Consider the following 13,010-nt stretch of genomic DNA (forward strand, 5'->3'; position numbering starts at 1 on the left):
CGGCACCGCAATGGCGGTCCTGCCGCTATTTTCATGAAAGCAAGAAGCCAGATGGGTACTGAATTCAACGACGCCCTGACGTCGCAATATGACTATCGGGGACTGCGAGACGCATTCGCGCCGCGGGCCATGTATCAGGCCTTCCTGGATGTCGAGAAGGCCGTGGCCCTGGCCCAGGGCGAACTCGGCATGATCCCCGCCGCTTCCGCGAAAGTCATTGCCGACCACTGCCGCTGTGAGTGTCTCGACATGGAGCGGCTGGACGCCGGTTACCGGACGACCCGCCACCCGTTGATGCCGCTGATCAACGAGCTTGTCCGGCTTTGTGGTCCCGAGCACGGCGGGTACGTTCATTGGGGCATCACCACGCAGAACATTATCCAGACGGGGCTGCTGCTGCTTGCCAAGCGTGCGCAGGTCGCTATGGACGGCTTTCTTGCCGACATCCTGCGTCATCTCGGCCGCCATGCCCGCACCCATGCGAACACCATCATGGCGGGGCGCACCCATTTCCGTCATGCCGTGCCGATCACCTTCGGCTTCAAGGTGGCTGTCTGGATCGAAGAGTTTCTGCAGGCCGCGGATCGGCTCAAGGAGGCTGAAAAGCGGGCCTTTGTGGTCATGAGCGGCGGCGCGGTCGGCTGCTTCTCGGCGCTCGGCAGGCGGGGCCCTGCCTTCCAGACTCGCGTTGCCGTGCTTGTCGGCATGGGCGAGATGGCGATCCCGTCGCGGGCGATCCGCACGCATATGTGCGAATACGTCAACGCGCTCGGCTTGACGGCTTCCATCTGCCACAAGATCGCAGAGGAGATCTACCAGAGTTCCTCGGAGGAATATGGAGAACTGCACGAGGGGCGCATCGAGGGTACCATCGGCTCCTCCACCATGCCGCAGAAGATCAACCCGATCCTCTGCTACGGCATCATCGCCAGCAGCAACAGGCTCTATTCCTGTGCCGCGACGCTGATGGCGACCGCCCATCGCCCGTTCGAATCGGACGGAAGCGCCAACCAGATGTTCGAGGACGGATTGGCCGAAGTCGTTGCGGCCATGTCCGAAATCCTCGTGCGGACCGAACTCCTGGTGCGCGACCTGCATGTCGATACGGAGCGGATGCGGGCCAATCTGGACCTGTCGCACGGGGCAATCTTCGGCGAGTTTGCGATGATGCGGCTCGGCGAAACCCTCGGCAAGCACCGCGGCCACGAGCTCGTCCACGATGCCGCGATCGCGGCGGCGGACGGCAAGGCGCCTTTCCTGGAGGAACTGGCGCAGCTGCCGGGTGGCTCGGCGATCCGTTCCGAGATCGAGGAGCGGCTTGAAACCGGCAGTGCGGGCGGCATATGCGCCGAATATGCGCTGCACTTCGGGTCGCTGGTGCAGGACATTACACCGGGGTCCATGCCGACCGCCAAGCAACGCAATATCAACGCCTACCTGAAGGCCGACCCCTGATGCTGTCCTTCGTACTGCAACGCCTGTTGCAAAGCGTCATCGTGGTGCTCGTCCTGTCGATCGTGCTGTTCGTCGGGGTGCGGCTGATCGGCAATCCGGTGGATATTCTAATCTCGTCGGAAGCCTCCGAGGCCGACCGTCTGGCGGCCATCACCGCGCTTGGCCTCGACAAGCCGCTCTGGGAGCAGTATCTGGTTTTCCTGGTCAACGCCGTCCAGGGGGATTGGGGCTCGTCCTTCGTCTATAAGGAACCGGTCGTCGACATCCTGCTGCAGCGCCTGCCGGCCAGCTTGGAACTCGGTCTGATAGCCTTCGTCATCGCCATTGGTGTTTCCGTGCCAGCCGGGCTCTATGCGGGCCTTCGGCCGCAATCGCTGCTCGGTCGCAGCATTATGGCCTTTTCGCTGATCGGGGTCAGCATTCCGACCTTCTGGCAGGGAATGCTGCTGATCGTCGCCTTCGGCATCGCCCTGCCGATCCTGCCGGTCGGAGACCGGGGTCAGCTCGCAACCCATTTCGGTATCACCTCCAGCCTCTGGACGCTCGACGGCTGGTCGCATGTCATCATGCCGGCCTTCAGCTTGGCCCTCCTGAAGATGTCGCTGCTGATGCGGGTGACGCGCGCCGCGGTGATGGAAATCTTGCGCCTGGATTTCGTCAAGTTCGCCTATGCCAAGGGTGTGAAGAGCCGCCGGGTGGTGATCGGCCATATCCTGCGCAACGCGCTGGTGCCGCTCGTCACCGTTACCGGCATCGAACTCGGCAACCTTCTGGCCTATGGGGTGATCACTGAGACGGTCTTCTCCTGGCCGGGCCTCGGTAAGCTCTTGATCAATTCGATCAAGGTGCTGGACCGGCCGATGATCGTCGCGCAGCTCACCTACACGGCGCTCCTGTTCATCTTCATCAACTTCATCGTCGATATCCTGCAGATGGTCATCGACCCGCGCGTCAAATCCGTTCTGCGGCGGAGAGTGGCATGAGCACGAGCGGTTTCACAGATTATGCGGCGCGTTTTGCCGAAAGCCGCTCCGCTATCATCAGCCTCGCGGTGAGCCTCTTCTTCGTGCTTTGCGCGATCTTCGCGCCGCTGATAGCGCTGACCGATCCGTACGACCTAACCCAGCTTCAGCTCTCCGATGCCTTGAAGCCCACGGGCTCAAAGCGGATGCTGCCGGGCGAGGAGGCACGTGCCACTATCCGCCTTGAGGGCGGCAAGGCAACCATCCAACCGGTCTCGCCGGCCGGGACCCGCCTTTCGCTGACGGCCGAGCCCTGTGGGGCGAACTGCATGAGCGTCGGTGTCCGGCCGGAAGGTGCGAAGCTCGCCAACCTGCAGATTCGCAATCTTCCGGCCAGTGCTACCGTCGAAGGCGGCAAGAAACACCCGATCCAGCCGTGGTGGACGGTGGACAATCCGGAGGGAAACGAGGTCAGGATCACGTCCAGCAATCCATTGCCTGCGAACGCCACGCTCCTCGCGATCGCCAAGTCGCTGGATCAGGAGACGGACTTCGTCTTCCGCCTCGGTACCGACAATTTCGGCCGCGACATGCTCTCCGCTATCCTCTACGGCATCCGGATCAGCGTCTTCGTCGGGCTTGTCGCCGCCGGCGCCGCCATGGTCATCGGCACGGGGCTCGGGCTTCTTTCGGCCTGGCGGGGCGGATTGACGGACGCGATCATCATGCGCGCCGTCGACTTCATGCTCGGCCTTCCGGCGCTGCTCGTCGGCCTGGCGATCCTCGCCATCCTCGGCAACGGGGTCAGCAAGGTCGTGCTCGCCATCGTCATCGTGCAATGGTCCTATTATGCCCGAACGGCGCGTTCCTTCGCGATCAGCGAACTCGGCAAGGAATATGTAGAGGCCGCTCGCTGTCTGCGTCTTTCGCCGACACGCATCATGCTGCGCCATGTGCTGCCCAACTGCATGCCGCAGATCATTGTGCTCTTCACGCTGAACATCGCGGCCGCTATCTCGCTCGAATCCTCGCTGAGCTTCCTCGGTGTCGGCCTGCCGCTCACTCGGCCATCGCTCGGCATGCTGATCGCGAGCGGCTACGAGTTCATCTTCTCGCACAAATACTGGATCAGCATCTATCCGGGCGTCGTGCTGCTGGTGATGATCGTCGCCATGAACCTGCTCGGCGACCGGCTGCGCGATCTCAACAATCCGCGGCTGGACCGCTAGGGGGGCCGCCGATGAGCGAACCATTCTTCCAGGTCGACGGGCTCAATACCTGGTTCTTCACCCGCCAGGGCGTCATCAAGTCCGTGCGCGACATTTCCTTCGATCTGGCGCGAGGCGAAGTGCTCGGTATCGTCGGCGAATCCGGTTCCGGCAAGTCGGTGACGGGCATGTCGGTCATGGGCCAGATAGATGAGCCGGGCCGTATCGTTTCCGGTTCGATCAGCCTCAACGGCGAGGACCTGACGAAGCTCGATTTCGAGGCGATGCGCCGCTATCGCGGCCGGCGGATCGCCATGGTCTTCCAGAACCCGCTGATGACGCTCAATCCCCTGATGCGCGTCCGCGACCAGATGTACGAGGCGATCGAGGCCCATGAGAACGTTCCGCACAAGGACATGCACGCCCGCTGCATCGAGGCGCTGAAGTCGGTTGGCATCCCTTCGCCCGAGGAACGGCTCACCGCCTATCCGCACGAGATGTCCGGCGGCATGCGGCAGCGCATCGTTATCGCCATCGCGCTGCTGCTCGGGCCGGACCTGATCATCGCCGACGAGCCGACGACCGCGCTCGACGTGACGATCCAGGCACAGATCATCTACCAGATCCGCCGGCAGATCGATGAGCGTGGCCTCGGCATGATCTGGATCACCCACGACCTTTCGACGCTGTCGGAGCTCGCCGACCGGATCATGGTCATGTATGCCGGGGCGATGATGGAAATTGGCACGACCGAGGAGATCATCGGTTCCGCCCGTCATCCCTACACCCGCAAGCTTCTCGATTCCGTACCGTCGCGCAACGCGCCGGGAGAGAAGCTGAAGCAGATCCCTGGCAACATGCCGTCGCTGCTTGCGCTTGGAAAGGGCTGTCCCTTCGCGAACCGCTGCGAGCGGGTATCGGAAATCTGCGGCGAGCCGGTGCCGGCAAAGCAGCTCTCCGGAACCCACCGCATCTGGTGCTACCATCCATTCGAGGATTGACCCCGTGAACGAGATGATCTTCGAAGCAAAAGACCTGTCGCGCAGTTTCACGGTCGGAGGCAGCCCGCTTCGCGATCTCGCGGACCATTTCCTGCGCAATCGCCAGCCGACCGTGCTTCGCGCTGTCGACAATGTCTCGCTGACATTGCGAGAAGGCGAGACGCTCGGCGTCGTTGGCGAGTCCGGCTGCGGGAAATCGACATTGGCGCGGATGATCGCCGGCATCCTGCCGGTCTCGTCCGGGGAGCGGCGCTTCCGCGGCGAAACCTATGACAGTTTCCTCGCCCGCAAGCGGGATGCGCTGAAGATCCAGATGGTCTTCCAAGACCCGCTTTCCTCGCTCAATCCGCGACTGCGCGTCGGCAATATCATCGGCGAAGCGGCGGTGCTGCACGGCTTGGTACCGCGTTCGAAGGTGAAGGACTACGTCGGCGACATCCTCGCCCGCGTCGGCTTGCCGGCCGACAGCATCGGCCGCTATCCGCACCAGTTTTCCGGTGGCCAGCGCCAGCGCGTCGGCATCGCCCGGGCCCTCGCCGTCAAGCCCGACATGCTGATCTGCGACGAGGCGGTCGCCGCGCTCGACGTCTCCGTGCAGGCGCAGATCATCAACCTTCTGATGGATATCAAGCGTGACAGCGGCCTGGCGATGATCTTCATCAGTCACGACCTCGGCGTCATCCGCCATCTCTGCGACCGGGTTGCGGTCATGTATCTGGGACGGGTCGTGGAACTTGCCGAGACGAAACAGCTCTTCGCGTCGCCCACCCATCCCTATACGCGCATGCTGCTCGAGGGCATGCCGAAGATTTCCATGCAGCGCCGTCGCTTCATGCCGATACAGGGCGAGATACCGTCGCCGCTCAACCCGCCATCCGGCTGTCATTTCCATCCGCGTTGTCCGATTGCCACCGATCACTGCCGCCGAATCCGGCCGGAACTGCGCGCGATCACGCCGGGTCACGTTCATGCTTGCCTGAATGTCGCATCGGATTGAGTATTATCGCCGCCGAATGTCCGGATGCACGTGTGCCGGATTTTGCCGCTTGAATGCGGATCATGCTTTCCTTCTGGAGCTGCTTTTCATTTCGGTGATTTATCCGACTTGAGCAGCATAAAATTGCTGAATTCCATCGGGAATGGAAAGATGATCGTCGAGGTCTTCTCGCCGGCAACGACATTCAACGTATTGAGATAACGAAGCTGCATGGCCTCTGGTTGCCTTGCCAGGATTTCGGCTGCCTCCAGCAGTTTCGCTGCGGCTTGTTGCTCGCCTTCGGCATTGATGATCTTGGCCCGCCGCTCGCGTTCGGCCTCCGCCTGTCGGGCGATCGCACGGATCATGGATTCGTTGATGTCGACATGCTTGATTTCGACATTGGCGACCTTGATGCCCCAGGCGTCGGTCTGGATATCGAGTATCTCCTGTATATCGCGGTTGAGCTTGTCGCGTTCCGCCAGCATCTCGTCGAGATCGTGCCTGCCGAGCACCGAGCGTAACGTCGTTTGGGCCAGCTGGCTCGTTGCCATCATGAAGTCCTCGACCTGGATCGTCGACTTCTCGGGATCGATCACCCGGAAATAGATCACGGCATTGACCCTGACAGAGACGTTGTCGTGGGAGATGACGTCCTGACTGGGAACGTCGAGGACGCGCGTGCGTAGATCGACCCGGACCATCTGCTGCACATAAGGGATGAGAAAGATCAACCCCGGGCCTTTGACGCCGGTGAAGCGGCCGAGCGTGAAAACGACGCCGCGCTGGTATTCCCGCAGGATCTTGATTGCGGACGCGATGACGAGCAGCAGCAGAAGGACGACTACGAGATAGAAAGCGAAGTCTGCAAACATGCCCATGACTTTTCCTCCCTGATTTTCGAAAGTTATCAATCCTGCTGCGCAACAGGGGTGACTTCGAGTGTCAAGCCTTTCCGGCCGGTTACCTGTACATCGTTTCCGGCGGCCAACGGCTCGGCGGAGACTGCTTTCCACCGCTCGCCGTGCGCGATGACGTAGCCTGAAGTGCCCTCCCAACTGATCACCTTGCCGTCGATACCGATCATCTGTTCCGTACCGGTGACCACGTGGCGCCGATGTGAGATGAAGGCAAGGCGGGCAACGATGAGGCTGAGGACGATGCTTGCAAGCGCGACGCTCCCAAGGATCGGCCAGGAAACCTCCAGACCCGGTATATCCGTATCAAACAGGATCGTCGCGCCCAGCACCAGCGCCGCCGCTCCGCTCAGGCCGAGGGCACCGAAGGACGGTGAATGGGCCTCGGCGACGGTCAGCCCGATACCGAGAACGATCAGCGTAATGCCCGCATAGTTCGTGGGTAGCAAGGCGAGGGCATAGAGGCCGAGGAGCAGGCAGATACCTCCGATCGTGCCGGGAAGGAATGTCCCTGGGGTAAGAAACTCGAAGATAAAGCCATAGATACCGACCATCATCAGGATAAGCGCAATGTTCGGGTCGGTGATCACCGAAAGCAATCGGGTTCGCCAATCCGGCTCGAAATCCTGAACGTCAAGACCGGCAGTTTCGAGCCGGACATCCGTATTGCCGACCCGTACGACGCGACCTCGAGCCTGCGCCAGAAGATCTTCAATGGAGGTGGCGGTGAAATCGATCACATGTTCGCGCACGGCGGCGTCCGAGGAAAGGCTCGCGGCTTCGCGCACGGCACGTTCCGCCCAGTCAGCATTGCGGCCGCGCAGTTCCGCGAGGCCGCGGATATAGGCGGTTGCATCGTTGATCGCCTTTGCTTCGCTGGCGCTACGTGAAGGTCGCCCCTGCGTACTGTCCGGTTTACCTGAGCTTTCCTTGCCGGCATCCGGGCTTTCATCGGACCCTCCGCCCAAGGATATCGGCGTCGCCGCGCCCAGATTGGTGCCCGGCGCCATTGCCGCGATGTGGCTCGCATAAAGAATATAGGTGCCGGCGCTGGCGGCTCGCGCTCCGCTCGGCGCTACGAAGCTCGCGACAGGGACGGGGGAGGCAAGGATCGCGCGAATGATGTCGCGCATCGATGCATCGAGACCGCCGGGTGTGTCCATCTGCAGGACGATGAGGCCGGCGTGCTGATTGGCGGCGCGTTGAAGACCGCGTTTCACATAGTCAGCCGTCGCTGGACCGACGGCGCCGTTCAATTTCAGCACGATCGCCACCTGTCCCAATTCCGACGACGGCGTGGCGGCCAGACCGAAAAGCGGCAGCGCAAGCAAAAAAGCGACGGCTCGAGACATCAGCCGCCAGAACCCCAAACTCCCTATTGTCTTCCGTCGAGTGTTCATTATCGAGAATATGTGTCAGCAGGACCGGATAGTAAGTCGAAAGTCTTCCGGTTTCAGAAAGAATCTCAAGAACGGCCGCTCACCCAGGCGTTTAACGAAGTCATATGCCGTGTCTCTTCGGCATCCGGGAGAGACACGGCACGCATGGATGCTGGACATGAGCAATAGCGCTGCGAGCAGGACAAACCTCTTCTGTAGCCTGGGGTAAGCGACGAAGAAATATATCGCTAAGGTGCAAGCATGGATTCGAAGTTGAATTCAGGTATGTCTTTCTATATATTATCCGAATATGTCGTATATTTCAAATGTTGAAGTATACTTCCCATGATTATCCGGTGAGTCGCCACATGCTGGTATTTTCAGATGAAAATTTGGAGGTGATACATCGTCCGGGATCATCTTCCTATCTTCTCGTCACCTTCAACGAGATGGAAATGAAGGCGAACGGCAGCCGCTTCTGGGGGCAGCGGTTCTGCGAAAAAGCCGACATTTCGGCGCTTGGCTTCATCAGCCGACGGCCCAACTGGTTTCCCGCGGCGAGTGTCGTGAAGGCTGTCGAGGCGGCCGAGCCGATCCTTGCCGCAGCGCCGGAGCGCATTCTCTACGGGCATTCGCAGGGCGGCTACGCGGCGTTGCGATATCGAAGGCGCTTCAACGCCGCCGTTGCCATCGCCTTTTGCCCGCAAGTTTCGATCGATCCGAAAGCCGTTCCTTTCGACGGCAGGTTTGCCCGCCATTTTTCGCCCGACCTCCACGCCAAGATGGGGATCGCGCCTGATCACGCAGCCGGCCGGGCCTATCTCTTCTTCGATCCGTTCCACGCCGTCGATCACCAGCATGCGGCGCGAATCGCGACGCTGCAGGAAAGGACGCACCTCGTGCCGGTCCACATGACCGGCCATGGTACCGTTCGGGCGTTCACCGGAACGGCGCGCGCCCAGTCGCTAATCGAGGCCTGCCGCGGGGACGATCTTCCGGCCCTGCGCGCGCTGGCCCGTGCAGCCCGGGTCATGGCGCCGATGCGGCCCTATCAGATCGCGGTGACGGCGATCGCACGGCATCGGGCCTGGGCCGACCGGCTTCATGCACGCTTCGGATCGGCTTTCTCTCCGATAGAGCGAGCAAACTTCCTCTATCATCGGGCCAACCGCCACATCCGCGACGGCGAGCTTGCGGCGGCGCGGACCATGCTTGTGGACGCCATGACATACCAGCCGGAAAATGCCGGCTTCGCGCGCCGGATGGCGGAACTGGACAGCCGTATGGCACGCCGCCTAGGCGCGGATGGCGCTGCGCATTCGTGATCCGAATGTTGCCGAGCCTGTTCGGCAAGTCGGTCTTGCTGAAGAGTGACAGCCCATCAGGTCCAGCATCCTTGTTCCAAACCGGCGGTGGATGACGGCCTTGCGGACTTTCGTCTGCATGGAGGGAGCCTCCAGGCGATCTTCCGACCGGCTTCTCAAGGGTTGGGCTGATTATCCCCTCCCGATCGAAGCCCCTTCAGCGCTTCACAAGGCGAGAGGCGTCAAAACGAGTGCGCAAGAAGCGCTGGGCTCTCGGTCATGGCGGTGTCGAGCTTGCGCCGCAGCAGCGTGCGATAGAGTTTGATGTGTTCCTGCGCGCAGGCGAGGCGGTCGGCGGGTTGTCGCATGGAGCCTCGCAGCCGCTTCCAGATTTGGCCATCACCCAAGACCTCAACGAGGCGGTCCGCGAGGTCCTGGCTGCTGCCGGCGCGAAAGTGCAGGCCGTCTTTTCCGTCACGCACCTTCTCGGCCATCCCGCCGATGTCGGACGTGATCATCGGTCTGCGATGGAGCAGGGCCTCCTGGATCACGACGGGCGAGTTTTCCCACCAGACGGACGGCAGAACCACCCAGTCGACCGAACGCATGAGACGCGGCACATCCGCGTTCTGGTAAGCGCCGTAGAAACGGACGCGGTCGCCTGCGTCCGCGACAAGTTTCTTCATCCGCTCCTGGAATTCGATCGGCTGCCGCTCGAGGTTGCCGCCGAAGATCATCAGGCAGGAGTCTTCGCCCCATATCTCCTTCGGGATGCGCGAAACGGCGTCGATCAGGAGGTCGGCTCCCTTGAACGGCGTCATTTGTCCGAAATAGGCGAAGCGGTTGCGGCGCGGGTTGGGACCTTGCGTTTCGCGCGCGGGGGCGGCTGTTTCCATGGCGATGCCGTTTTCGATCACGCTGAGCTTGTCCTTTTCGATGCCCCATGCGGCATAGCGTTCCGCCAGAAACCGGCTGGGGGAGACGAAGGCATCGGCAAGGCCGAGCATTCCGCGCGCAAACAGCTCCCGCTTGAGGAAGCGCGAGACGGGAATGTCGGGAAAGCAGCCGTGGCAGGCGGCCGGGGATGCCGTTTCGCAGAGCTGGCCCGAAGGCCGTTTCACCATCTGCCCGTGATTATGGCAGATCGACAGGTATTCGTGGAAGGTGACGAGGATGGCCGCGTGCGGAAACGCCTCTCTCAGGGCGTAGAGGGCTTCAAGGCCAATACCGAGAACATGATGGAAATGTATGACATGCGGCCGGAGATCGCGCGCGAAACGCAAGAGGTCCCGGCTGATCGCCTGGGTATCGCCGTTGGATAAAAAGAAGTGGTCGTAGTCGTCCGCGTGGAACAGCAACTCATCCTCGGCAAGGCGAAGGCTCATGAGCGCGGACGAGGCATGCCGCGGGACCGGGTGGCCGACCCGTGCGAGATAAACCGATTGCACGTTCGGCAACGCGTTCAGGCCGCGATGCAGGTTGTGAGATGCGATTTCCGCCCCACCGAGCGAAACCGTCGGGTGCCCATGCGAGACGACAAGGACGCGAAGCTGCTCGTTCATGCGGGCCCCTTTTCCGGGTGCTTTTCAGCGGTGAGGATAGGCAACCATTGGCTCCTGAAGATCTTTCGATCGATCTCTTCCACCAGGGCCGCCATCGCCGGACTGTCACCGTCGCGTGCGTCGTCGCAGCCCCACATCTGCACCGATGGCAGCAAATAGGAGTCAAACCCGCAGCGGCTGAGACGGAGGCCGAGATCCAGACCCTTTTCCTGCGCACCCAGATAACCGCCGGAAAAGCCGCCGGCGCGCAACAAGGCATCCCGAGGCATGACGCAGCACTCGAGCGAGGCCGATGCGATGCGGGTCAGCTTCATGTCGGTAGCCGCCTTGAGGGGATATCCGGTATAGCGGCCCACGACGGGTTCGTCGCGATTGCCGTCATCGATCCAGCTTCCCGCCCAGCGGATGGAATGGTCTTCGTAAACCAGGACGGGCGAGACGACGCTTCCTTCCAGCGTCGCGGCCGTGGCCAGGAGCTTGCCGTACCAGCCTGTCCCGCGCGGGATCAGTGAGGCGGAGAGCGACACGACCGTTTCACAGGAGAGCGCCTGCGTGCCAGCTTCCAGCATGTCGTAGACGTCGCCTGTTCCCTTCGCCGACACCAGCGTGGCCGAAAGGCCATAGAACCGCGCGAGCTCCCTGAGGCGGGCACCCTGCCTGCGAAAGCGTTCCGCCGGCATGGCGATCACGATCGGCACGCGCCGGGTCTCCGGATCGAGCGCAAGCAAGGCCAGCAGCGGGGAAATGTCCTCCTCGCTCTCTCCCGCGCCGATGACGATCGGCGGGCTGCCTTCCTCGTCGAAGGAGCCGGCATCTAGGATTGTCTCTATGACCGGCGTCGATCTTCCGGATCGCCCGAGGAACGGGACAATCTGTGAATCGACGATCGCCGGCAGCGCATAGTTCGCAGGATCGATGGAGCCGATCTGGCGCAATACCGCCGAGCGCGCCGAAACCCGCATTGGTTTCAACGGCAGGAACGCACGGCGCTCATCGTGCAGCGTGAGTTCGAAGTAGAGGGGCGCACCAGGATCTTCATGCGGCAATTGGGCATGGGCGATGAAGCCATGCGCGCGCTGTTCGCTCAGAAGGCTCGGCGCGAAGTGCTGCTGGTCGTTGAAGCTGTCGGTGACATCGGGGCGATCGAAGCGCGTCCAGCCCTCGTCGAGGCGAGCCGCAGCATCGCGTCGGCGCAGCCTTACCGTTGCGACGTGGCCGTCGGGGTCATAAAGCCAGCCGCAGACGAGGAGGTTTCCTCCATCCGTCTCAAATGCACTGTCTATTCCCATCCGGACGGGATACGGCAGGCTGGAGACGGTTTCCTTGCCCTCAAAGCTGTTGGCGGCTGCTCGCAGGGACAGAAGCACGTCCGGAGTGCTTTGGGTTCGCAGCAAAATCGACCGGATGTGTTCCGGGGTTTCCAGCGGGCCGGCTATGCGCTTTCGGGGATGAACCGCAACATACCGCCAGCCGGCGCGCCCCCGAAAGACCAGCCCCTCGATGTCGGGAGCGCGGGTAGCCTGGCTGGCCTCGATAAGGCCGACGAAACCGGAGGCGCCGTCGGGAGCGTCGGGGCGAGGAAAGATGGCGATACCGCATTCTGCGACCACCGGTGTCACGTTACCGACCACGGAGACCCGGCAAGGACCTGGCGCCATGCCGCGGCTCCAGCCCTGCAGGAGTGCCGCACCATCATGGCTCTCGCCAATCAACTCGATGAAACCATCGCTGGCGTGGGCTGACTGCAAAAGCGCGGTTATGGTCAAAAGTCGGCGTCGGCTTACATTGCCGACCATCAGAGCGTCCATCAGCCGGTTGAGGACGGCGGCTGACTGAGATCCGGCGGACTCGACCACAAGCGCGGCTGCTTCCTCCGCGGAAGCCAGCCGGGGCGCAAAAATGTAGCGTGCGCCCGTCTCCTCCTCTCCGAACCGGATCGTGGTCATGGCCAGGTCCGTGTCCACGGCCGGAAGGAGCGCTGCGAACCCATGCCTGGCCCGCGGCGAGGGTGCGGCCAGTCGCCATTCCGAGACAAACGAGCTTCGCGTGACGGCCTGATCCTCGCCGACGCCGACCGTTACCTCGCCGGCCGTGACACGGCCAAGGCCGACGATCAGCAAGGTTGCCTCGTCGATACGGCAGCCGATAACCCTTCCGGAGCGTATTGCCCTGCTCACCGCATGCCTGCCCGTCGAGGGGGCGGTGACAGCGGGGGATTGTTCTGTAATCAGCACGCCTTACCCTCC

At 62.2% G+C, this 13,010-nt stretch carries 10 protein-coding genes; 6 read left to right on the forward strand and 4 right to left on the reverse strand.

Annotation, left to right across the window (positions count from 1 at the left end):
- Positions 1–51: 51 nt before the first annotated feature.
- Genes ABCW43_RS25215 through ABCW43_RS25235 form a run of 5 tightly spaced genes read left to right on the forward strand, consistent with a single transcriptional unit; the run spans position 52 to position 5,623 of the window.
- Entirely contained in the window at positions 52–1,455 is a 1,404-nt protein-coding gene (locus tag ABCW43_RS25215) for a class-II fumarase/aspartase family protein (protein WP_345929571.1), read from the forward strand.
- Positions 1,455–2,438, forward strand: coding sequence for an ABC transporter permease (locus tag ABCW43_RS25220; RefSeq protein ID WP_345929573.1), 984 nt, complete (start codon positions 1,455–1,457; stop codon positions 2,436–2,438). Before ABCW43_RS25215 ends, ABCW43_RS25220 begins: the two co-directional genes overlap by 1 nt.
- A complete protein-coding gene (locus ABCW43_RS25225; RefSeq protein ID WP_345929575.1) occupies positions 2,435–3,646 on the forward strand; it encodes an ABC transporter permease in 1,212 nt (403 codons plus the stop codon). Before ABCW43_RS25220 ends, ABCW43_RS25225 begins: the two co-directional genes overlap by 4 nt.
- A gap of 11 nt (positions 3,647–3,657) precedes the next feature.
- Entirely contained in the window at positions 3,658–4,626 is a 969-nt protein-coding gene (locus ABCW43_RS25230; RefSeq protein ID WP_345929577.1) for an ABC transporter ATP-binding protein, read from the forward strand.
- A gap of 13 nt (positions 4,627–4,639) precedes the next feature.
- On the forward strand, positions 4,640–5,623 hold the full coding sequence (locus ABCW43_RS25235; protein WP_345929873.1) for an ABC transporter ATP-binding protein: 984 nt from the start codon (positions 4,640–4,642) through the stop codon (positions 5,621–5,623).
- 86 nt (positions 5,624–5,709) lie between these two features.
- Here ABCW43_RS25235 and ABCW43_RS25240 read toward each other — a convergent pair whose 3' ends face one another.
- Both ABCW43_RS25240 and ABCW43_RS25245 read right to left on the reverse strand, forming a co-directional pair.
- Positions 5,710–6,483 carry a slipin family protein gene (locus ABCW43_RS25240; protein WP_345929579.1) on the reverse strand — a complete coding sequence of 258 codons (774 nt, stop codon included), beginning with the start codon at positions 6,481–6,483 and terminating at the stop codon, positions 5,710–5,712.
- A gap of 29 nt (positions 6,484–6,512) precedes the next feature.
- The gene (locus ABCW43_RS25245) at positions 6,513–7,871 is read right to left on the reverse strand and encodes an NfeD family protein (RefSeq protein WP_345929581.1); all 1,359 of its coding nucleotides are present in this window, start codon (positions 7,869–7,871) and stop codon (positions 6,513–6,515) included.
- Between the two features lie 395 nt (positions 7,872–8,266).
- On the opposite strand from ABCW43_RS25245, the gene ABCW43_RS25250 reads away from it, so the two are divergent.
- A complete protein-coding gene (locus ABCW43_RS25250; protein ID WP_345929583.1) occupies positions 8,267–9,223 on the forward strand; it encodes an alpha/beta fold hydrolase domain-containing protein in 957 nt (318 codons plus the stop codon).
- 221 nt (positions 9,224–9,444) lie between these two features.
- Here ABCW43_RS25250 and ABCW43_RS25255 read toward each other — a convergent pair whose 3' ends face one another.
- Complete coding sequence (locus tag ABCW43_RS25255) at positions 9,445–10,764, reverse strand: glycosyltransferase family 4 protein (RefSeq protein WP_345929585.1); 1,320 nt, start codon at positions 10,762–10,764, stop codon at positions 9,445–9,447.
- Positions 10,761–12,998, reverse strand: coding sequence for a glycosyltransferase family 2 protein (locus ABCW43_RS25260; RefSeq protein WP_345929587.1), 2,238 nt, complete (start codon positions 12,996–12,998; stop codon positions 10,761–10,763). The genes ABCW43_RS25255 and ABCW43_RS25260 overlap by 4 nt, the downstream gene beginning before the upstream one ends.
- Positions 12,999–13,010 lie beyond the last annotated feature (12 nt).

It is taken from the genome of Neorhizobium tunisiense, assembly GCF_039631515.1.
Lineage (GTDB): Bacteria > Pseudomonadota > Alphaproteobacteria > Rhizobiales > Rhizobiaceae > Neorhizobium.